The sequence below is a fragment of the Kocuria sp. CPCC 205260 genome (genome assembly GCF_040981045.1).
GTDB lineage: Bacteria > Actinomycetota > Actinomycetes > Actinomycetales > Micrococcaceae > Kocuria > Kocuria palustris.
Map to the genome: position 1 here is coordinate 89655 of NZ_JAVKPT010000004.1, position 22272 is coordinate 111926.

The window sequence follows — 22272 nt, forward strand, 5'->3', positions numbered from 1 at the left end:
CTGCTCTGCCGCACCGCGCCACTCGACCAGGCAGCGCCGCGGCACCGATCACGGTGAGGGCCGCTGGCCCTAGGGGCGCGGCGGAGCCGCCGGGGGGCCCATGGGGGCGGGCTGCTGCGGCTGCCCGGGGACGGGCGCTCCGGGCTGTCCGACGGGAACGGCCGGGCCCGCCTGCCAGGAGGTCGCGCCCGGACCGGCCTGACCACCGGCACGCCAGGCGCCGAGCATGTCCGCGATCTCCGCAGCTGCGGGCAGCTCGCGCACCCCGGCGGCGTCGAGCCCCGTGAAGCGCTCCCAGTCGCGGCGGGCGCGGGCCGGCCACACGGCGCTGCGTCGGGTCACGGCCAGGCCGCTTCGCTTGGCGATCCAGATCGCCAGGAGGCCGAAGGACACCTGCATCACCGCCGTGACGAGGAAGCCGAACCAGCCCACGGACTCTGCCTGCGCCTCCGGGTCGAACGGCACGAACAGCACCGTCAAGGAGGCGAAGATGTTGTTGACGACGTGCAGAGCGATGGCGGCCTCGAGCCCGCCGGTGCGCCAGACGACCCAGCCGGCCACGAGCGCCATCATGCCGACGGAGAGCTGACCCCAGATGTCGTAGAGGTGCCCGAGCATGAACAGTGGGACGGGCAGCAGGATCGCGAACAGGGGGTGACGCAGCCAGCGTCCCAGCATCTGCGCCAGGTAGCCGCGGAACACGACCTCTTCAGCGGTGCACTGGATGGGCACGATCAGCAGCATCAGGATCAGGCTCAGCCACCACCACGGCTGCGGCTCGAACTCGAGGCCCTGCTCCTGCGGGGCGAGAGCGCTCAGCAGCAGGCTGAGCCCCACCTGGATCACCAGGTAGATCGCGGCGGCCACGCCCAGGGTGATGAAGAGGTACTTCCAGCGGATCCGTCCGGTCACCGACCAGATCAGTCCCATCGGCCGGGGCCGCATGACCCACCGCGCGAACAGCGCGATGGGCAGCCAGATCGCGACCGATCCGAACAGCAGCACGAGCAGCCACGGATCCGCCATGTTCATCTGGTTGGGATCGCCCGTCATGAACGTGTCCGTGAGCTCGGGGCGGAAGACGAACATGCCCAGCAGGAGCGCGACGGTGAAGAAGATGCTCGCCCCGAGATATATCCCGCCGCTCAGCGCGCCCTCGATCAGCGGGGCCCACGGGCGATGCCGGTGGTCGGCGAGGCCGAGCCGGTGATAGGGCAGGTCGCGGACCTCCGCACCCAGCGGAAGGCGTCGCGTCCCGGAGGGAGCCCCGGTCCCGCGCGCGGGCGGACCGCCGACGGGCACCGGCGCTGCGGCACCGCCCCAGGGCACGGGCTCAGAAGGGGAAGCCGTGGGCGACGACTGGGCGGAGGCGGCGGTGCTCATGGTCTCCACCGTATCCGCGCGGGACGACGACGCCCTCCCTCCCGAGGATGGTTCCGGACAGCGCCGCGGTCCCTCTCACGGACGACGACGGCCCCCGATCGCTCGCCCGCCGCACCGGATCCGACCGGAGCCGAGCCGTCCCCGCAGGCTCTGGCCCTCAGCGGGCGAAGACCTCCGCGAAGCGAGCCAGCAGGCGCCGCGGCTGATCGGCCTGGGGGCCGTCGATCACGCGACGGCGCACCTCCTCGGCGTCCTCCGGACGGAAGTACCCATGGTGCTTGTAGGCATCGATCCGGCTCAGCAGCGCGGTGTCGTCGAGCTCCGGATGGAACTGCGTGGCCCAGGCCCGCTCGCCGATGCGGAACATCTGCACCGGGCACTCCTCCCCCGTGGCCAGCAGCACGGCATTGGACGGCAGAGCGCGCACGGCCTCCTGGTGCCCCACGTACCCCCAGAAGGTCTCCGGCATCCCCTCGAGCAGGACGTCCCGGGACCCTTCGTCGGTCACGGTGATCCGGATGGGACCCACGCCCTCGGCGTAGGTGCCGTCCACGACCCCGCCCTGATGCACGCCGAGCGTGCCCACGCCGTAGCAGGCCCCGAAGAAGGGGGTGCCGCGGTCCATGACGCGGTCGAGCAGCTCGCCGAGGTCCTTCTCCACACGGACCTGCACCTCGGTCTTCTCCGCCTGCGGCGTGGAGGTGGTGAACGGCGAGCCGCCCACGAAGATCCCGGAGATCTCGTCCAGGTCCAGATCCTGCAGCTCGCGGGCGACCTCCGGACCCTTCTCCAGACGCAGCTGGCGCAGCTGATCCGGCTCCAGCCCCGTGAAGCGCAGGAAGGTATCGAGCTCCTCCTCGGCGATCGAGTCCTCCGGCCGGGTGGAGATCAGCAGGAACGGCTTCACCTGCGCCGCCTCAGGCCCGAGCGTCGGACAGCGCGGCCGAGGCGGCCTCGCGGGCGGCCTCCGGCGACGGGGCCTGCACGGCTGCCTCCGCGGCGCGCTTCATCTGCTCGTCCGTGGCCTCGCCGAGCTTCACGCCGACGGCTGCCAGAGCCGGGGCGGCCGCGGACAGCGAGGTGATGCCCAGGCCGATGAGCACGCAGGCCAGCAGCGGGTCGGCTGCGGCCTCTCCGCACACTCCCACGGGCTTGCCGGCGCGCTGGCCCGCCTGCGCGGCCATCTGCACGAGCTTGAGCACGGCGGGCTGCCAGGGATCCGTGAGCTGGGCCAGACCCGAGGCCATGCGGTCGGCGGCCATGGCGTACTGGGTGAGGTCGTTCGTGCCGATCGAGAAGAAGTCGACGTGCTCGATCAGCTGATCGGCCAGCAGAGCGGCCGACGGGACCTCGATCATGACGCCGGGCTTGAGGCCGCGCTCGCGGCACAGATCGCCGAACCACTTGGCCTCATCGACCGTGGCGATCATGGGGGCCATGACCCAGGGCTCCGCCCCGGATCCCTCGGCCGCAGCGGCGATGGCGTCGAGCTGACGGGTCAGCACGCCGTCGTCCTCGAAGGCGATGCGCACGCCGCGCACGCCCAGAGACGGGTTGGGCTCATCCGGCATGGTCGCGAAGGCCAGGGGCTTGTCCGAGCCGGCGTCGAGGGTGCGCACGACCACCTTGGAGCCGTCGAAGGCGTCGAAGACCTCGCGGTAGAGGGCGGTCTGCTCGGCCACGGAGGGCTCGGCCGTGGCGTTGAGGAAGGACAGCTCGGTGCGGAAGAGGCCCACGCCCTCCGGCAGGCCGGTGGCCACGGCGGTGCGGGCGCCCGCTCCGTCCTGGACGTTGGCCAGCAGCTGGATGCGGGTGCCGTCGGCGGAGACGGCGGGGCCGGTCCAGGTGCGGATGCGCGCCAGCGTCTCGGCGGACTCGGCGGCGCGGGAGGCGGCGGAATCGGCCTCCGGCTCGAGCTCGATCACACCGGACTCGCCGTCGACCAGGATCAGCTGGCCGTCCTCGATCTGACGCAACGCGGAGCCTGCGCCCACCACGCAGGGGATGCCGAACTGGCGGGCGATGATGGCGGTGTGGCTGGTCTTGCCGCCGAGCTCGGTGACGATGCCCTGCACGAGCTCGGGCTTGAGCCCCGCGGTGTCCGCGGGGGCGAGGTCGTCGGCCAGCAGGATGATCGGCTCGGCCGGATCCGGGACGCCGGGCTCCGGCTCCCCGCGCAGCTCGGCGATGACGCGGTCGCGGATGTCCTTCAGATCCGTCGTGCGCTCGGCCATGAGGCCGCCGATCTTCTCGAACTTGGCCACGAAGGTGTCCGTGGCCCGCGCCGCGGCGAGCTCGGCGGAGGCACCGGAGTCGATCTGCTTGCCGACGGCGCGGCGCCAGCCCTTGTCCGTGACGAGCGCGGCGGTGGCGCCGAGGACCTCGGCCGCGTGGCCCTCCGCACGCTGCGCGCGGGCGTCCAGGCGTCCGGCGACGGTGGCGGCGGCGATGTCGAAGCGCTCCTTCTGCGACTCGCGATCCGACTCCGGGATCTCCGGCACGTCGGTCGGCAGGGCCGGGCGGGGCCGGACCCACATGGCGGGACGAGCCGCGACGCCGGCGACGACGCCGATGCCCGTCAGGTCGGCCTGCGGGGCAGCAGCGGCGGCAGTGTTCAAACGGGCATCTTCGGACATGAAGAGCGCTCCTCATCATCGAGTCGCTGAAACCGCGCGGACATGCGCGGGCGAGCGTTGCTTGCAGGTATTCTAGTGAAGCGGGACACAGATTGACAATCAACGCATCCGGGCATGATCATGTACAAATGGGCGTAATGAACATCACAGAGCAGCCTCTCTCGGGGGACGCGGCGGGCTCGGATCCGGACACCGGGCAGGGCCTCTTCGCGCCCGAGCGGCGGCAGGCCATCTCGCAGCAGGCCGCCGTCCAGGGGCGCGTCTCCGTGGCGGAGCTGGCAGTGCAGTTCTCGGTCGCCCCGGAGACCATCCGCCGCGACCTCGACGTCCTGGAGCGGCAGGGCCGCATCCAGCGCGTGCACGGCGGTGCCATCCCGCCGCTGGGGCGCAACGGCCGCGAGGCCGCCGTCGATGACCGCAGAGCCACCCGGATCGGGGCCAAGGCCGCGATCGCCCGGGCCGCCATGGGCCATCTTCCGCCGGCGCACGGCTCGGTACTGCTCGACGGCGGCAGCACCACCGGCTGCCTCGCCGCCGCCATGTCCGCCGCAGCGCGGGAGGGGGCCCTCGAGCCCGTCACGGTCGTGACGAACTCCCCCAGCGCCGGCGTGGAGCTCTCCCACGCCCGCGATGTCGAGGTCCTCCTGCTGGGCGGACGACTCCGCCCGGTCACGGAGACGGTCGTGGGAGCCCAGACCAATGCCCTGCTGAGCTCGATCTCCGCGGACGTCGCCTTCCTGGGCTCCAACGGCCTGTCCGCCGTGCTCGGACTGACCACCCCGGACGCCGAGGAGGCCGCCGCCAAGCGCCTGATCGCCGCCCGCTCCCAGCGCGTGATCGCGCTGGTCGACTCCACCAAGTTCGGCGCCGAGCACCTGTGCACGTTCGCCGACCTCAGCGCGATCGACGTCCTCATCACGGACGCCGTCCCGCCCAGCTCCCTTGCCGAAGCCCTGAACCGAGCAGAGATCGAGGTCGTGATCGCATGATCGTCACCTTCACCGCCAGCCCCAGCATCGACCGCACCGCCGCCCTGACCGCCCCGCTGGAGCGCGGCGGCGTCAACCGCATCGCGTCCGTGGACGACGGCCCCGGCGGCAAGGGCATCAACGTCTCCCGCGCCCTGGCCCTGGCGGGCGCACCCACCCTGGCCGTACTGCCCGCATCCAGCGGCGACCCGCTGCTGTCGGCCCTCGCCCAGGCGGACGTGGCCCACCGTGCGGTGGACCTGCCCGGACGCGTGCGCACCAACATCACCCTGACCGAGCCCGACGGCACCACCACCAAGATCAACGAGCCCGGGGCGCTGCTGGATGACGATGCCCAGCTGGCCTGCCTGGCCGCGGTCCGCGACGCCGTCTCGCCCGGCGACTGGGTGGCCCTGTGCGGCTCGCTGCCCCCGGGCCCGTCGGAGGACTGGTACGCACAGCTGATCACGCAGCTGCGCGGCAGCGGTGTGCAGATCGCCGTGGACACCTCGGACGCCCCGCTCGTGGCGCTGTCCGAGCGCCTCGAGACCGCAGCTCCGGACATCCTCAAGCCGAACGGGCTCGAGCTCGGCCAGCTCGTGGGCGATGACGGCCTGGCCATCGAGGCCGCCGCCGACGACGGCGACTTCCTGCCCGCCGCGCGTGCGGCCCGGCGGCTCGTGGAGCGCGGGGTCCGGGAGGTGCTGGCCACCCTCGGCGGTGCCGGGGCAGTGCTGGTCACCGCCGAGGGCGCCTGGTCCGCGACTCCCCCGCCCATCACACCGGTCTCCACCGTGGGCGCCGGCGACTCGTCGCTGTCCGGGCTGCTGATCGCCCACACGGAGGGCCTGGCCCCGGCCGAGCGGCTGCGCCGCGCGGTGGCCTACGGCTCCGGCGCCACCGCGCTGCCCGGCACCGGCGTCCCCTCCCCCGAGCAGATCGACCTCGACGGCACCACGGTGTCCGAGCTGCCGCTCGACTGAGCGGCCCCCACCCGATCTTCCCCTGCATCCGCAGCGGATGCAGGCTCCCCGCGGTCGCCACCGGGACTCCCCCGGAGGCGAGCACCACCGAGCGGCCGCCGGCCGCCGCATCGAAGGACAGGACATGTCAGAGAACGCACCGCTGATCACAGCCGACCTGGTCTCGCTCGACCAGGATCTCGGCTCCGAGAAGACCAAGGTCATCACCAAGCTGGCCGGGATCGTCGCCGCCACGGGCCGGGCGGACTCCGCCAAGGGCCTGGCCGGCGACGCCCTGGCTCGCGAGCAGCAGTCCGCGACCGGCCAGCCCGGCGGCATCGGCATCCCGCACTGCCGCTCGGCGCACGTGCAGACCACGTCGCTGGCCTTCGCCCGCCTGCCCAAGCCCGTGGACTTCGGCGCCAAGGACGGCCCGGCCGATCTGATCTTCCTGATCGCCGCCGCCGACGGCGAGGGCCAGGCGCACCTGAAGCTGCTGTCCAAGCTGGCTCGGGCCATGGCCCGCAAGACCTTCCTAGCCTCCCTGAGGGAGGCCCAGTCAGCCGAGGAGGTCGTGGCGATCGTCGAGGAGGTCCTGGCCCCCAAGCCCAAGCCGGCCACGGATCAGCTCGAGGCCGCTCCGGCACCGAGCGGCAGCACCGCCACCGGGTCCTCCGATGCCCAGTACGGGGGCGCCGCAGCGGGCGCCGCAGCCGGAGCAGGTGCGGCGGGCGCGGCAGCGGCCGACGACGGGGCCCAAGCGGCCCCCGCCAAGCGCCACCTCGTGGCCGTGACGTCGTGCCCCACGGGCATCGCGCACACCTACATGGCGGCCGAGGCGCTCGAGCAGAAGGCCGCGGAGATGGGCCACGAGCTCGTCGTGGAGACCCAGGGCTCGTCCGGCGGCACGCCGCTGACGCAGGAGCAGATCGATGCGGCGGATGCCGTCGTCTTCGCCGTGGGCGTGGGCGTGCGAGACCGCGAGCGCTTCGCCGGCAAGCCGGGCGTGGAGGCCGGCGTGAACGTGGGCGTCTCGGATCCCGAGGGCCTGATCACCAAGGCGCTGGCCGCGGCCGATGACCCCAATGGGCACCGGATCGCCGGCGGCGGCGGCTCGGGCGGCGAGTCCGCTGGCGCGGGCCAGGGCGGCACGAGCTGGCCGCGGCGCATCCAGCAGGCGCTGATGACCGGCGTGTCCTACATGATCCCGTTCGTCTCCGCGGGCGGTCTGCTGATCGCGATCAGCTTCCTCATGGGCGACGCCGGCATCGCCAACGTGTCCGCCGACATCGTCGCGAACAGCAGTCTCGCCAATCTGCCTAGCGCAGCCGACTACTCGGACGTCGCCATCCGCGGCGACGGTCTGCTGCTCTATCTGGCGGCCGTGCTCAGCGTCGTCGGCGGTCTGGCCATGACGTTCCTGGTCCCGGCGCTGTCGGGCTACATCGCCTACGCCCTGGCCGGTCGCCCCGGCATCGCCCCGGGCTTCGTGGGCGGCGCGATCGCCGTGGCCCTGAACGCCGGCTTCATCGGCGGCCTGGTCACCGGCCTGATCGCCGGTCTGATCGCCATGTGGATCGCTTCGATCAAGGTGCCGCGCTGGCTGGCCGGGCTCATGCCCGTGGTCATCATCCCGCTGGTCACCACGCTGATCGTGGGCCTGCTGATGTACCTGCTGCTCGGCGCCCCGCTGGCCGCGCTCATGACGGCCCTGCAGAACGGGCTGTCGTCGATGTCCGGCTCCTCCGCGGTGCTGCTCGGCGTGATCATCGGCCTGATGATGTGCTTCGACCTCGGCGGGCCGGTCAACAAGGCCGCCTACCTCTTCGGCACCGCGGGCCTGTCCGCCGGCGGCGAGGCGAACCAGATGATCATGGCCGCTGTCATGGCCTCCGGCATGGTGCCGCCGCTGGCGCTGGCCCTGTCCACCACGGTGCGCGGCAAGCTCTACAGCGAGGCCGAGCGCGAGAACGGCCGCTCCGCGTGGCTGCTCGGCGCGGCCTTCATCTCCGAGGGCGCCATCCCATTCGCCGCGGCCGACCCGCTGCGCGTCATTCCGTCGATGATGGCGGGCGGTGCCGTGACCGGCGGACTCATCGCGGCGCTGAACGTCACGCAGAACGCCCCGCACGGCGGCATCTTCGTCATCGGCACGATCGGCAACCCGGTAGGCTTCCTGATCGCGCTGGTCGCCGGTGTGGTGGTCTCCGCGGTGATCGTCACGGTGCTGAAGAGCCAGCGCCAGCGCGCGCTGATGGCGCGCGCCCAGCGCGACGCCGAGTCCGCAGATGCGCCCACGGCGCAGACAGCCGCGGCCTGAACCGCATAGGCTGAAGACGCCACTAGCAGCGGTGCGATGAAGCACCCGTCAGGAGGAAGCATGCCCAGCAAGAAGGTCATCGTCGGCTCGGCCGTCGGACTGCACGCCCGTCCCGCAGCCATCATCTCCGAGGCCGCCGGGGAGTACGACGACGAGATCCTGATCGGTCTCGTCAACGACCCGGACGAGGAGCCGGCGGACGCGTCGTCGTCGCTGCTGATCATGGCCCTGGGTGCCGAGAAGGGCACCGAGGTCGAGGTCTCCTCGGACAACGCCGAGGCCGTCGAGAAGATCGCCGGGCTCATCGAGCAGGATCTCGACGCCAGCTGATCCGCCTCCTCCCGGAGGCCGGGAGCGCACAGCACGGGACCCCCGCAGCCGCCTGGCTGCGGGGGTCCCGTCGTCTCCGCGCTCCCCACGGCTGGCCGATTCCCCACCCCATCTCAGTCGACGGGCCGTTCCCTCACCGGTTCAGCCGCGAAACGGTGAGGGAACGGCCCGTCGACGGCGGGGAGGGCCGGAGTCGGCCTCTCGAGGCGGAGGCGTCGAGGCAGGCGGCGGGCGTCGGTGCGTCGGGTCAGGCAGCGGGGGCCGGGGTGCCGGACCCCGCGCGGCGATCGCGTCGGGCAGCGACGACGACGGCCGCGGACCAGGTCAGCAGCAGGACGAAGAGCACCAGGTAGGGGATGACCCAGATCGTCTCCGCGGCATGCAGGTGCACGCCGAACAGGTCCACGATCCACAGCCCACGCATGGGCCCGATGTAGGCGCCCACGAGCCAGATCCACGCCATGATCTGCGCTGGCATCCGGAAGCCCCCGCGCAGAACGTGCGGGAAGGCCTCGGTGAACAGCGCTACTACGATCACCGGGTAGTAGACCTGGTGGTGCGACCAGGAGATCGGCGACATGAACAGCATGACCAGCGCGTTCATGGAGATCGCCGACAGCGTCATCCCGCGGCGCAGCAGCGGTGGCAGCGCCACGGCAACCGCGATCAGCATGATCAGCACCAGCACGTAGCGGATCGGGTCCACCGCATCGGCCGGGACGCCGGTCTTGATCAGCACGCCGGTCAGGGCGGTGTTGTCGATGTACTTGATCGAGCCCACGCGGTCGGACGACGAGACGGCGTCGGTCCAGAACTGGATCGAGTCCTGGTACAGGACCAGGAAGCCCAGCCCGACGGTCGCGGCGAACGTGACGCCCATGGCCAGGATCGCCTTGAAGTTCTTCCCCATGAGGAAGATGAGGCCGAAGGCCAGCGGGGTCAGCTTGATGCCGGCGGCGATGCCGATCAGCACGCCGCGCGGGATGAAGGCCACGGCGTTCTCGAGCCGCGAGCCGGTGCCGTCGGTGCGGCGCACCAGATCCAGGAAGATCAGCGCGAAGAGCAGGATGTTGACCTGCCCCAGCGAGATCGTGCGGATCCAGGGGCCGCAGAACAGGATCAGCGCGGTGATCAGGGCCAGCGACGCCGACGAGCCCAGCGCCCGCGTCCACGGCAGCGGACGGCCGCGCCGCTCGGCGACGGCCAGCAGGCCGCGGCCCAGCACGACGGCACCGATGATGTCCAGAGCCAGCAGCAGGAAGCGCGTGAGGTCGAACGGGATCCAGGCCAGCAGCCCGAACAGCAGGGCGGCGAACGGCGGGTAGGTGAACGGCAGCGTGTCCGGGCCGCCCCACGGGACGGGGAACTCGAGGTCGTACAGCGGCTGCGCCCGGGTCGCGGGGTGGGCGACCCACTGCGCACCCATGTTGTAGACCATGAGGTCCAGAGACCCCTCGATCACGAGCTTGACGGCCCAGGCCAGCACGGCGACCAGGGCGATCCAGGCGAGGGCCCTGCCCCACGCGGGGCCGTCGCCCGAGCGAGGCGCGGGCGCTGCGCGATCTGCGGCCTGCGCGGCGGCGGAGCTGGAGCGGGCAGAGGAAGACAACCGGACCTCCTGGACGGTGGGTGCGGCCCCGGGCGGGACCGGACCAGGGTAGCCCTCAGGCACCAAGGACTTCGACGGCAGTCTCAGCGCCGACGCAGGCCGCGCAGCACCACGGCCAGGGCCAGCGACCCCGCAGCCCCGAGCACCGTCCCCCACCGGTCCGGGCGCACCAGTCCGTGGGCGTCCTGGGAGGCGGTGAGGCCGTGCTCGGCGCTCGACGGGTGATCGTCGTCTTCAGGGGTCGATTCCATGCTCAGTCTCCTGTCGTGGGCAGGCCCGCCCCGCTCCATGACGACATGCCTCCGGCCAGGTGCCGGACGCGCCGCGTCCGTCCGGCCACGATATCCGCCTCGCGCAATCGGTTGAGGGCCTGGGCTGAGCGCACTCCGGCCTGGCAGAGGAGGATGACGTCATCCGGGCCGTCCAGCTGGCCAGCCGCGCCGTCGGCGATCTCCGGCGCATCGGGTTGCCCGAGGAGCTCTCCCAGCGGGATGAGCTGCGCGCCGTCGATCCGCTCGAGCCGGTGCTCCCAGGGCTCGCGCACGTCGATCAGCTCGAACGACGCGCGCCCCGCCGCCCGTTCGGCCAGCAGGTCGGACAGCTGCTCGGGGGTCACCAGCTCCGGATCCGAGGCCGTCGGGTCCGACGACGGAGGCCCCGGCTCGCTCGCGACGCAGCTGGCGCCGCCCCCGCTGGTCCCGGTGGCTCCGGCGAGGAGCCGCTCGGAGTCCTCGGCCCCCGGATAGCCGTCGCGGGCCGGGTCCGCGAAGGGCGACATGTGCGTGACGGCCGCGGCTCCGGCGGCTCGCCGCAGGGGGATCTGGGTCCAGCTGCCGTCGAGGGCGTCGCAGATCGACAGCCTCCCCAGCAGCGTGACGCCGGTGCCCATGATCAGCTTCATGGCCTCCATGGCCAGGGTGGAGCCGAGCATCCCCGGCAGCGCTCCGAGCACTCCGGCCTCGGCGCAGCTGGGCACCGAGCCGGGCTGCGGCGGCACGGGGTGCAGATCGCGGTAGGTGGGCCCGTGCTGCGCCCAGAATACCGAGGCCTGGCCGTCGAACCGCAGGATCGAGGCCCACACATGGGGGATCCCGGTGATCTCGCAGGCATCGGAGACGAGGTAGCGGGTGGCGAAGTTGTCCGAGCCGTCGAGCACCAGATCGCACCCGGACACGAGCTCCAGGGCGCTTCCGGCGTCCAGGCGCCGCCGGTGCTCGACGACCTGCACGTCCGGATTCAGCTCCCGGATCCGCGCGGCGGCAGATGCCGTCTTGGCCCGCCCCACCGCCTCGGAGCCGTGGATGACCTGGCGCTGGAGGTTGGACAGCTCCACGTCGTCGTCGTCGACGATCGCCAGGGTCCCGACCCCCGCGGCGGCGAGGTAGAGCAGCGCCGGGGAGCCGAGCGCCCCGGCGCCTACGCACAGCACCGTGGCCGCGCGCAGGCGGCGCTGGCCGAGCTCGCCGATCTGCGGGACGCGCAGGTTGCGCGCGTAGCGGCGCAGCTGCTCCGGACTCAGCTGAGGGCCGGGCTCGACCAGCGGCGGCAGGCCGGCGGCGCTCAAAGGTTCACCCACTGCCTGCCTCCATCGTCCAGGTGCTGCTCCTTCCAGATGGGCACGCGGGCCTTGATGCAGTCCACGAGCTCGTCGCAGGCCTGGAAGGCGATCCTGCGGTGAGAGGCCCCCACGGCGACCTCCATGGCCGAGTCCCCCACCCTCAGATGCCCGATCCGGTGGGCCGCCGCCATCCGCAGGCCCGGGTGGGCGTCGGCGATCTCCTGGCAGGCGGCGCGCAGCGCTTCGGCGGCCTGCGGATGCGCGGTGTAGTCCAGGGAGGCGACGCCGCGGCCGCCGTCGTGATCGCGCACGATGCCGCTGAACCCGACGACGGCGCCCGCCGCGGAGGCAGAGGCCATGGCCCGCAGGCCCACCGGATCCAGCGGCTGATCCGTGATCCAGGTGTCCACGACCGTGGACGGGGCCAGGTCGGCCGGGTGATCGCCCTGCTGGCCGGAGGGCTGGTATCCGTCGGCGGGCGGAGCCGGGGGCTTGTCGGCGGCGGAGGCGCCGTGCTCGGCTGGCGGCACCGGGGCGACGGCCTCCTCGACGGGTGCGGCAGGCGCGCCGTCAGCGGAGGCCGCTGAGGGTGCCGCTTCCGTGCGGGGGGCCTCGGGGCTCGTGTGCCCCGCGTCCCGGTCGCCCTCGAGCTGGTGCAGGATGTGCTCGAGCAGCGGGATGATCACGGCCATGCCGTCCTTCACCCCGCCGCGGGAGCCCGGCAGATTGACCACGAGCGTGCGCCCGCTGATCCCGGCCAGTCCGCGCGAGAGCACGGCGGTGCGCACGTGCTGCAGGCCCTCGGCCCACAGCGCGTGGACGAGCCCGGGAAGCTGCAGGTCGAGCAGCTCGGCGGTGATCTCCGGCGTGCGGTCATCGGCCATCATCCCGGTGCCGCCGGAGGTCACGACCAGGTCCGGACGCTCGGCCTGCGGCAGCTCGCGCAGCAGCCGGTGCAGCTCCCGGCGCAGAGGCTCGCCGTCCGCCACCACCACGGGCTCCGGGCACTCGATCCCGGCCCGTCGCAGCGCCGTCACTCCTGCAGGCCCAGCGGTGTCCTGGTAGGTGCCCGCAGCGGCGCGGGTCGAGGCCACGACCAGCACAGCGCGCCGCGGGGGCAGCTGCGGATCCCGCTCGCCCCAGGCGCGGGCGCCCTCCGATTCGGTGCTCATCGGCTCGGTGCTCATGGCTGCGCGTCCTCTCTGGTCCAGTCGCCGGACTTCCCGCCCGACTTGGCCAGGACCCTGATCCCGCCGATCTCGGCGTGCTTGTCTACGGCCTTGATCATGTCGTAGAGCGTCAGCGCCGCCACGGAGACCGCCGTCAGCGCCTCCATCTCGACGCCGGTGGCCCCGCGGGTGCGCACGGTGGCCAGCAGGCGCACGGACTCCGTCCGGCGTTCGAAGTCCACCGAGGCCTTGGCGAGCGGCAGCGGGTGGCACAGCGGGATGAGGTCCGGGGTGCGCTTGGAAGCCATGATCCCGGCGATCCGCGCCGTCGGCAGGGCATCGCCCTTGGGCAGCTCGGCCGCGAAGATCCTCTCGATCACATCCGGTCGAGTGCTCAGCACCGCCTCCGCGGTGGCCTCCCGGGAGGTCTCGGCCTTGGCGGAGACGTCGACCATGTGGGCCGAGCCGTCCGCCCGGACGTGGCTCAGACCGCTGCTCGGGGTCTCGGACATGGGCTCCTCCTGAGGTGCTGCGAGCTGGGTGCTGCCGGCCGGACGCCGCGAGACGCAGGGCGCGCCCGGCGGAGTCGTCGTGCCGTCCACCGTACGGGGACCGCACGACGGGACAGCCTGTGGGCCCGACGGACGACCCGCCCCTGCGGCGGGCAGAGACGGGCCGAGCGCGAGGCGCTGTGCGGGCTCAGGCCGTCTGGCGCTGGTCCACCTTGCCGCCGTTGCGCAGCACGAGCGCCACGAGCAGGCCGAGGATGCAGAACGCGGCCAGCAGCATCAGCCCGAAGAAGTAGGAGTTGTGCTCCGGGTTGTAGGTGGCTCCCATGACCAGCGGCGGGAAGTAGCCGCCCAGGCCGCCTGCCGCGGCGATCACGCCGGAGACGGTGCCCACCGTGCGGGAGTCCGAGGCCCGCGACACCCAGGCGAACACGCCGCCGGTGCCCAGTCCCAGGAAGACGGCCATGGCCAGGAACAGCGGGCCGTAGACGAACTCGTGGGAGGGCTGGAAGGCGACGATCGCGGCGAGCGCGGCCGCGCCGACGTAGGAGGTGATCGACACGGTCTTGGGACCGATCCGATCGGCCAGGGTGCCGCCGATCGGCCGGGCGATCACCGCGGCCAGGGCGAATCCGGCGGTGCGGGTGCCCGCGGCCGTGGGGTCGTAGTCGTAGACGTTGCCCAGATACGTCGGCAGGTAGTTCGAGAAGGCGACGAACGCGCCGAAGACGATCGCGTACATGAAGCACAGCATCCAGGTCTCCTTCAGCGCGAAGGCGGCCTTGAGCTTGGGCATCATGGGCGTGGGCTCCAGTCCGCGTCGCGTGGGCGACTCGCGCAGCGCGATCCAGCTGATCGCGGCCATGGCGGCCACCAGCACCGCGACCAGCACGTGGGCGCCCATGTAGCCCAGGCCTGCGACGATGCGCGGGGTGACGAAGGCGGAGACCGCGGTGCCGACCATGCCCGCGCCGAACACGCCGGTCGCGAAGCCCTTGCGGTGGGCCTCGTACCAGGCCGAGCAGAACGGGATGCCGATCGCGAAGACCGTGCCGGCGATGCCCAGGAAGAACGAGACGAAGACGAGCAGCCCGAAGCTGTTCAGCTGCCCCACGATCGCGGTGAGCAGCACGAGCGGAGCGGTCACGCCCAGGATCGCGGTGAACATGACGCGCCCGCCGTAGCGGTCGGTCAGCGCGCCCACCGGGACGCGGGCCACGGAGCCGACCAGGATCGGCATGGCCACGAGGATCGAGGTCTGCCCCGCGGTGAGGTCCATGGCCTGCGAGTAGCGCGAGGACAGCGGGCCGATGATGGTCCAGGCCCAGAAGCCCATCACGGAGGCCAGGGTCGCGATGATCAGGTTCCGGGTCTGGCCGGCCTTCAGCTCGGCGTCGACGGACGGTCGGGTGCCCTCAGCGGACATGGGTGATCTCCTGGTGGTCGGCGCCGCGCTCGAGGCGGCGCGAGGGTGTGCAGTGGGGCCGTGGGAGGGGCGCGTCAGCGGCGCACGGAGGACGTCGGCTGGCGCTTGGGCCGGGAGGCCGACGACGGCGCGCGGTCCTGCGTCCCGATCGGGTCCCAGCCGCGGCGCACGGGGGCGTGGCCGGTGGTGCGGCCCCGGTCCCGGGAGCGGTAGATGATGTACGGCCGGAAGAGGTAGTGCACCGGCGCCGTGAACGCGTGGATCAGGCGGGTGAACGGCCAGGCGATGAACAGCGCGAACGCGAACAGCACGTGCACCTTGAACGAGGGCGACGACGCGGCCATGGCGCCCACGTCCGGCTGCAGGATCCATATCGAGCGGAACCACGGGGAGACGGTCTCGCGGTAGTTCACGACGGTGTGGTCGAAGACCGAGATCAGCGTGGTCGCGATGCCCGCCAGCAGGGCCAGCACCAGCAGGACGTACATCATCTTGTCGTTGTTCGTGGTGGCCATGAACACTGGGCCTGTGGTACGGCGGCGGTAGATCAGCAGGGCCAGGCCCACCAGCGTGCCGAAGCCCGCGAACATGCCGATCGTCAGCGCCATGATGTGGTACATGTGCTCGGACACCCCGGCGAAGTCCGTCCAGGACTTGGGGATGACCAGGCCCACGATGTGCCCGATCAGCACCGCCAGGATCCCGAAGTGGAACAGCGGCGAGGCGATCCGCAGCAGCTTCCCCTCGTACAGGGACGACGAGCGGGTGGTCCAGCCGAACTGGTCGTACTTGTAGCGCCAGATCGTGCCGCCGATGAAGATCAGCAGCACCACGTAGGGCAGCACACCCCACAGCAGGATGTCGGTGGTGTTCATGCGGTCTCAGTCCCTGGAGCTCGTGGAGGCGGCGGCCTCGCGTCGGTGGGTGGGGGTGCAGCCGGCAGCGGCGTGCGCGGCCGAGGGATGGGTCGCCGGATCCACAGGCACGGCACCTGCCGCCCCGCCGGTCATCCCCGAGGCCGAGGAGTCGGACAGCGGCAGCAGCCGCGGATCGAACGGCTGCAGGCCCACGGTCTCGGTGGGAGGGCCGTAGCCGGCCATGCGCATCACGGCGTCGCGGTCCTCCGGGGAGGCTCCGGGCAGCGTGGTGCACACGAGCTCGACGATCCCCAGGTGCGGGAGGCCGTCGTCCTTCAGCGCCAGGCGCAGCAGCTCCAGCGAGGGCCGGTAGCGCTGCAGCAGCTCTGCGCCGTCGTCGGGGGCCACGAGCGCTGCGAACTCCAGGACCACGGGGAGGTGATCGGGCAGCTCCGAGTCGTCCATGCGGAACCCGTGCTCGGCGTAGAGCTCCTTGAACGACAGCAGCGACTCGCCGCGGCGGCGGGTGTCGCCGTCGGTCCAGTACGTGAGGTGGAGGCTGTGCCGGCGCGAGAGGTCGTACTCCTGGACCCAGTCGCCCTGGATCTCGGCCAGCGGCTTGGAGAGCATCCACTGCTCGAGGCGGTCCACGGGCGCCGGGTCGACCCCGACCTCCTGCAGCGCCGCGCGGATCTGCGGGATCCGCCCGAGCAGCTCCCGGTCCGGGTAGCCGAGCAGAAGCGCCGCCGACTGGCGCACCACCGCGGAGCGCTGGGGGTCGGCATCGCGCCACGGCGCCGTCTCGACGGTGCCCTTGCCGCCCAGCCCGAAGATCCTGGCCAGCAGGCTCATCGCGGCTCCCCCTTCGACCCGGGGGACGAGCTCTCCGGGAACAGCCCGTACGGGGTCCCGTTGCCGTCCCAGTTCAGGAGGTTCACCCGGCCCGACATCTCGGAGGCGCCCGCAGGCGAGTCAGCGGTCTGGCGCGCCTTGAGCGTGGCGAAGTTCTCGACCGCCACCGGCATGGGGCGCCCGGAGGCCTCGCCGAGACCGCCCATCTGGCCCATGCCCGGGCCGCCGTCGCCGTCCAGGGAGCAGCCCATCTCCTCGAGGTTGTGGGCGTCCTCGGTGTGCGCGGTGGGGATGACGTAGCGCTCGGAGTACTTGGCGATCGCCATGAGGCGGTACATCTCGTACATCTGCGCACCGGTCATGCCCACGGCCTGGGCGATGGACTCATCGGCCTGGTCCCCCAGGGTGATGTCGCGCATGTAGGAGCGCATGGCCGCCAGCTTGCGCAGCACGTTCGTGATGATCTCGGTGTCCCCGGCCGTGAACAGCTCGGCCAGGTACTCCACCGGGATGCGCAGCGAGTCGATCGCCCCGAACAGGACGTCGAGGTCCTGGCCGTCGTGGCCCTGGGTGGACAGCAGGTCCACGATCGGCGACAGCGGCGGGACGTACCAGACCATCGGCATGGTGCGGTACTCGGGGTGCAGGGGCAGAGCCACCCGCAGCTCCTTGGCCAGCTTGTAGACGGGCGACTTGCGCGCGGCCTCCATCCAGTCGTCGGGGATGCCGTCGGCGCGGGCCTGGCGCTGGACCTCGGGGTCGTTCGGGTCGAGCATCAGGTCGAGCTGGGCCTCGTAGAGGTCCTTCTCATCCGGGGTCGCGGCAGCCTCGGTGACGCGGTCGGCGTCGTAGAGGAAGATGCCGATGTAGCGCATGCGGCCCACGCACGTCTCCGCACACACGGTCGGGATGCCGACTTCCACACGGGGGTAGCAGAACGTGCACTTCTCGGCCTTGCCGGTCTTGTGGTTGTAGTAGATCTTCTTGTACGGGCAGCCGGTGATGCACTGGCGCCAGCCGCGGCACTGGTCCTGATCGACCAGCACGATGCCGTCCTCGGCGCGCTTGTAGATCGCCCCCGACGGGCACGCCGCCATGCAGGACGGGTTCAGGCAGTGCTCGCAGATCCGCGGCAGGTGGAACATGAAGGTCTTCTCGAAGTCCAGCTTGATGCGGTCCTCCGAGTCGCGGCGCAGCTTCTGCAGCACAGGGTCCTGGGCCTCCGTGGCCTCGACGCCGCCCAGGGAGTCGTCCCAGTTGGCCGACCACTCGACCTTGGTGTCCGCACCGGTGATCAGCGACTTGGGCTTGGCCACCGGGAAGTCGTCCGAGGCCGGGGCCGCCACGAGGTTCTCGTAGTCGTAGGTCCACGGCTCGTAGTAGTCGTCCAGGTGCGGCTGCACGGGGGAGGCGAAGATGCCGAAGAGCTTCTGCAGGCGATTGCCCGACTTGAGCTGCAGGTTGCCGCGGCGGTTGAGCTTCCAGCCGCCGCGCCACTTCTCCTGGTCCTCGTAGCGGCGCGGGTAGCCCTGCCCGGGGCGGGTCTCCACGTTGTTGAACCAGACGTACTCGGTGCCGGCGCGGTTGGTCCACGCCTGCTTGCACGTCACGGAGCACGTGTGGCACCCCAGGCACTTGTCGAGGGTCATGACCATCGCGGTCTGAGCCATGATGCGCATCAGTACTGGACCTCCTGCGAGCGCTTGCGGACGACCGAGGTGACATCTCGGTTGTTGCCGGTGGGGCCGTGGTAGTTGAAGGCCCAGGACTGCTGGGCGTAGCCGCCGACCATGTGGGTGGGCTTGAGCATGATCCGGGTGACCGAGTTGTGGATGCCGCCGCGGCGGCCGGTTGCCTCGGACTTGGGGACGTCGATCGTGCGCTCCTGCGCGTGGTGGACGAAGACCGCTCCGGCGCGCATGCGGCTGGTGACGATCGCCCGTCCGACGAACACGCCGTTGGTGTTCACGCACTCGACCCAGTCGTTGTCCTTGACCTGGATCAGCGCGGCGTCCTGGTCCGACATCCACACCGACGTGCCTCCGCGCGAGAGCGAGAGCATGAACAGGTTGTCCTGGTACTCGGAGTGGATGGACCACTTGTTGTGCGGGGTCAGGTAGCGCACGGCCACCGACAGCTCCCCGCGCTCGCCGAGCCGCGGCTCGCCGAACAGCGCCGCATTGTTCAGCGGCGGGCGGTAGGTGGGGAGGTTCTCCCCCATGTCCGACATCCAGTCGTGGTCCAGGAAGAAGTGCATACGCCCGGTGAGCGTGTGGAACGGCTTGAGGCGCTCGATGTTCACCGTGAACGGGGCATAGCGCCGCCCGCCGGTCTCCGAGCCGGACCACTCCGGGGAGGTGATGACCGGCACCGGGGCGGCCTGGGTGTCGGCGAAGGTGATCTTCTTCTCCTCCGAGCCCAGCGCGAGGTCGTGCAGCTGCTTGCCCACGCGCTTCTCGAGGGTCTTGAAGCCCTGCACCGCCAGTTCGCCGTTCGTGGTCCCGGACAGCGCCAGGATGGCCTCGGCCATGCGGGCGTCGGTCTCGAGCGCGGGACGGCCCTCGGCCGCTCCGGAGTCGAAGACGCCGTGCTTGCGCCCCAGCGCCGCGACCTCGTGCCCGACGTCGAAGGTGATGTTCTTGGTGGTCAGCCCCAGCTTGTCCGCCAGCGGGCCGAGGGCCACGAACTTCTGGCCGATCGCGGTGTAGTCGCGCTCCACGATCTTGAGGTTGGGGAAGTTCTTCCCCGGCACCGCCGGAAGGTCCGTGCCGCGCCACTCGGGAACGTGCCCGCCGGGCTGGTTGATCTGCCCCGGGGTGTCATGGGTGATCGCGGTGGCCACCAGGTCGTGCCGGGTGTCCAGACGGCCCTTGGACAGGCGCGCGACCTCGTCCGAGAGCAGCCGGAACAGCTCGTGATCCGTCTTGGCCTCCCACGGCGGGGTGATCGCCGGGTTGAAGGCGTGGACGTACGGGTGCATGTCCGTGGAGGAGAGGTCGAACTTCTCGTACCAGGTGGCGGCCGGGAAGACGACGTCCGAGAGCAGCGTGGACGACGTCATGCGGAAGTCCGCCGAGACCAGCAGGTCGATCTTGCCCTCCGGCGCCTTCTCGTGCCAGGCGACGTCGCGGGGCTTGTGGTCCACGTGGTCCTGGCCCAGCACGTTGTTCTGCGTGCCCAGCAGGTGCTTGAGGAAGTACTCCTCGCCCTTGGCGGAGGAGCCCAGCAGGTTCGAGCGCCACAGCACGAGCGTGCGCGCCCAGTTCGCCTCCGCGTCCGGGTCCTCGACCGCGAACTGCAGCTTGCCTGCCTTGGCCTGATCGGCGACCCACTGGCCCTCCGATTCGGCCTCCCCGCGCTCGACGGCAGCCGCTGCGGCGTCGGCGACGTCGAGCGGGTTCTGCGTGAACTGCGGGTAGAACGGCATCCAGCCCAGGCGCGTGGACTGGGCCACGACGTCCGCGGTGTGCATGCCGTCGAGGTGGCCCTTGGCCAGCGGGGACTGCAGGTGCGCCGAGGAGTGGCCGTCCTGGCGGAACTGGTCGGTGTGCATGTACCAGAACGCGGTGCCGATCATGAACCGCGGCGGGCGCGACCAGTCGCTGGCGGAGGCCATGGTGGCCCACCCGGTGATGGGACGGGCCTTCTCCTGCCCGACGTAGTGCGCCCAGCCGCCGCCGTTGCGGCCCTGGCAGCCGCACAGCATGAGCATGGCCAGGATCGCGCGGTAGGTGACATCGCCGTGGTACCACTGGCACAGCCCGCCGCCCAGGATGATCATGGACCGCCCGCCGGAGCGCTCGGCGTTGGCGGCGAACTCGCGGGCCACGCGGATCGCGGCCTCGGCCGGGACGGAGGAAATGGCCTCCTGCCATGCCGGGGTGTAGGCGGTCTCGGCGTCGTCGTAGCCGGCGGACCACTGGCCCGGCAGGCCGTCGCGCCCGACCGCGTACTGGGCGAGCATCAGGTCGAAGACCGTGGTGACCGTCCGGCCCGCCACCGTGCGGACGGGCACGCCGCGGCGGACCACGGAGCCCTCGCCGGTGTCGTCGACGAAGGCCGGCAGCGCGATCTCCGAAGCCGCCCCGTCCCAGTCGCCCAGGTCCATGATCGACAGCGCCGGGTCGTGGCCCTCGAGGTCCAGGTTCCAGTCGCCCTCATCCTGGGCGTTGTAGCGGAAGCCCATGGAGCCCTTGGGGATGAAGGCCTCGCCCGTGGCGCGCTCGAGCATCACGGTCTTGAACGCGGGATCCGCCTGATCCGAGCCGAGGTCCTCGGCGGTGACGAACTTGCCCGGGACGGTCTGCCCGTTCTCGTCGGTGACCAGGGTGACCAGGAACGGGAGGTCCGTGAACTGCTTGACGTAGTCCTCGAAGAACGGGGTCCGCTTGTGCGCGAAGTGCTCCGTGAGGATGACCTGGCCCATGCTCATGGCCAGCGCGGCGTCCGAGCCGGGCTGGGCGGGCAGCCACTCGTCGGCGAACTTGGTGCTGTCCGCGTAGTCCGGGGAGACCGAGACGACCTTGGTGCCGCGGTAGCGCACCTCCGCGACCCAGTGGGCATCCGGGGTGCGGGTCACGGGGATGTTGGAGCCCCACATCATGAGGTAGGTGGCATCCCACCAGTCCCCGGACTCCGGGACATCCGTCTGGTCGCCGAAGACCTGCGGCGAGGCCACGGGCAGGTCCGCGTACCAGTCGTAGAAGCTGTTCATCACGCCGCCGATGAGGTTGATGAACCGGGCGCCGGCGGCGTGGGAGACCATGGACATGGCCGGGATCGGCGAGAAGCCCACGCAGCGGTCCGGGCCGTAGGCGCCGATCGTGTGCACGTGGGCCGCGGCCGTCATCTCGAGGGCCTCCTGCCAGGACGCGCGCACGAGCCCGCCCTTGCCGCGGGCCTGCTGGAACTCCCGGCGCTTGGCCGGGTCGTCCACGATCGAGGCCCAGGCCGCCACGGCGTCGCCGCCGTGGGCCTCACGGGCCTCGCGGTACATCTCGAGCAGCACGCCGCGCACATAGGGGTAGCGCACGCGGGTGGGCGAGTAGGTGTACCAGGAGAAGGCGGCGCCGCGGGGGCACCCGCGCGGCTCGTACTCGGGGCTGTCCGGGCCGACCGACGGGTAGTCCGTCTCCTGGGCCTCCCACGTGATGATCCCGTCCTTGACGTAGACCTTCCACGAGCACGACCCCGTGCAGTTCACGCCGTGGGTGGAGCGCACGACCTTGTCGTGGCTCCAGCGGTTCCGGTAGAAGGAGTCGCCCGCGCGGCCGCCCTCCCGGAACTCGGCGCGGCCGTCCGCGGTCTGCTCGCGACGGGTGAAGAAGCGGCCGGTCTTCAGCAGCGCCTGGCTGGCGGGGCCGTCGACGCCTGCGGCGTGGGCAGTATGCGCTCCGGAAGTCGTATTCGTGCTCATGGCTCGAGGCTATCGACGAGGCCGAGTCGCTGAGGAATGATTTCCGGCAGTTGCCGGAATTGCAGAAACGGATCCGGAAGACCGCTTGATCTCCGTCAAGGAAATCCGGATCCATATCTGGCACAGGCGTGATGACGCGGATCCAGAGCCCTCGAGGCAGCAAGGCCACCCTTATGGGAATTACACTACAGCGGCGTTCCTGAATTCGCTTCCGTCATTTCTTCTCGAATACCCCCAGAGAAGGCAAGCGATTTCCGGAAGATGCCACGAACCGACC

At 71.4% G+C, this 22272-nt stretch carries 17 protein-coding genes; 4 read left to right on the forward strand and 13 right to left on the reverse strand.

The window, feature by feature from the left end; genetic code table 11:
* Positions 1–69 precede the first annotated feature (69 nt).
* The 3 genes from RF645_RS08885 to ptsP form a co-directional block, all read right to left on the reverse strand.
* On the reverse strand, positions 70–1383 hold the full coding sequence (locus tag RF645_RS08885) for a lysostaphin resistance A-like protein (RefSeq protein ID WP_368818951.1): 1314 nt from the start codon (positions 1381–1383) through the stop codon (positions 70–72).
* Between the two features lie 157 nt (positions 1384–1540).
* Complete coding sequence (locus tag RF645_RS08890; protein ID WP_006213665.1) at positions 1541–2290, reverse strand: glutamine amidotransferase; 750 nt, start codon at positions 2288–2290, stop codon at positions 1541–1543.
* A 10-nt stretch (positions 2291–2300) separates the two neighbouring features.
* A complete protein-coding gene (gene ptsP, locus RF645_RS08895) occupies positions 2301–4019 on the reverse strand; it encodes a phosphoenolpyruvate--protein phosphotransferase (protein ID WP_368818952.1) in 1719 nt (572 codons plus the stop codon).
* Positions 4020–4156: 137 nt separating this feature from the next.
* On the opposite strand from ptsP, the gene RF645_RS08900 reads away from it, so the two are divergent.
* The 4 genes from RF645_RS08900 to RF645_RS08915 all read left to right on the forward strand — a co-directional run bounded on the left by RF645_RS08900 (position 4157) and on the right by RF645_RS08915 (position 8599).
* Positions 4157–5008, forward strand: a complete 852-nt coding sequence (locus RF645_RS08900; protein WP_006213667.1) for a DeoR/GlpR family DNA-binding transcription regulator — start codon at positions 4157–4159, stop codon at positions 5006–5008.
* Positions 5005–5970 (forward strand): 1-phosphofructokinase family hexose kinase, encoded by a 966-nt coding sequence (locus RF645_RS08905; RefSeq protein WP_204782653.1) that lies wholly within the window; start codon positions 5005–5007, stop codon positions 5968–5970. Before RF645_RS08900 ends, RF645_RS08905 begins: the two co-directional genes overlap by 4 nt.
* A 124-nt stretch (positions 5971–6094) precedes the next feature.
* Entirely contained in the window at positions 6095–8269 is a 2175-nt protein-coding gene (locus RF645_RS08910; RefSeq protein WP_006213669.1) for a fructose-specific PTS transporter subunit EIIC, read from the forward strand.
* Positions 8270–8329: 60 nt separating this feature from the next.
* On the forward strand, positions 8330–8599 hold the full coding sequence (locus RF645_RS08915) for an HPr family phosphocarrier protein (protein WP_006213670.1): 270 nt from the start codon (positions 8330–8332) through the stop codon (positions 8597–8599).
* A 247-nt stretch (positions 8600–8846) separates the two neighbouring features.
* On the opposite strand, the gene RF645_RS08920 is transcribed toward RF645_RS08915, so the two are convergent.
* From RF645_RS08920 to RF645_RS08965, 10 genes are all read right to left on the reverse strand, one after another.
* Positions 8847–10208, reverse strand: a complete 1362-nt coding sequence (locus RF645_RS08920; RefSeq protein WP_006213671.1) for a glycosyltransferase 87 family protein — start codon at positions 10206–10208, stop codon at positions 8847–8849.
* Between the two features lie 83 nt (positions 10209–10291).
* Positions 10292–10459 carry a hypothetical protein gene (locus RF645_RS08925; RefSeq protein WP_006213672.1) on the reverse strand — a complete coding sequence of 56 codons (168 nt, stop codon included), beginning with the start codon at positions 10457–10459 and terminating at the stop codon, positions 10292–10294.
* Between the two features lie 2 nt (positions 10460–10461).
* Positions 10462–11784, reverse strand: coding sequence for a ThiF family adenylyltransferase (locus RF645_RS08930; protein WP_006213673.1), 1323 nt, complete (start codon positions 11782–11784; stop codon positions 10462–10464).
* Entirely contained in the window at positions 11769–12953 is a 1185-nt protein-coding gene (locus RF645_RS08935) for a molybdenum cofactor biosynthesis protein MoaE (protein ID WP_368818953.1), read from the reverse strand. The genes RF645_RS08930 and RF645_RS08935 overlap by 16 nt, the downstream gene beginning before the upstream one ends.
* Complete coding sequence (moaC, locus tag RF645_RS08940) at positions 12950–13447, reverse strand: cyclic pyranopterin monophosphate synthase MoaC (protein ID WP_006213675.1); 498 nt, start codon at positions 13445–13447, stop codon at positions 12950–12952. The genes RF645_RS08935 and moaC overlap by 4 nt, the downstream gene beginning before the upstream one ends.
* 187 nt (positions 13448–13634) lie before the next feature.
* Complete coding sequence (locus RF645_RS08945; protein WP_006213676.1) at positions 13635–14870, reverse strand: MFS transporter; 1236 nt, start codon at positions 14868–14870, stop codon at positions 13635–13637.
* A gap of 74 nt (positions 14871–14944) precedes the next feature.
* Positions 14945–15745, reverse strand: coding sequence for a respiratory nitrate reductase subunit gamma (gene narI / locus RF645_RS08950; RefSeq protein ID WP_006213677.1), 801 nt, complete (start codon positions 15743–15745; stop codon positions 14945–14947).
* Positions 15746–15751: 6 nt separating this feature from the next.
* Positions 15752–16579 carry a nitrate reductase molybdenum cofactor assembly chaperone gene (narJ, locus tag RF645_RS08955; RefSeq protein ID WP_006213679.1) on the reverse strand — a complete coding sequence of 276 codons (828 nt, stop codon included), beginning with the start codon at positions 16577–16579 and terminating at the stop codon, positions 15752–15754.
* Positions 16576–18258: a nitrate reductase subunit beta gene (gene narH / locus RF645_RS08960; protein ID WP_006213681.1), complete on the reverse strand. Its 1683-nt coding sequence runs from the start codon at positions 18256–18258 to the stop codon at positions 16576–16578. Before narH ends, narJ begins: the two co-directional genes overlap by 4 nt.
* Positions 18258–21995 carry a nitrate reductase subunit alpha gene (locus RF645_RS08965; RefSeq protein ID WP_006213683.1) on the reverse strand — a complete coding sequence of 1246 codons (3738 nt, stop codon included), beginning with the start codon at positions 21993–21995 and terminating at the stop codon, positions 18258–18260. The genes narH and RF645_RS08965 overlap by 1 nt, the downstream gene beginning before the upstream one ends.
* Positions 21996–22272 lie beyond the last annotated feature (277 nt).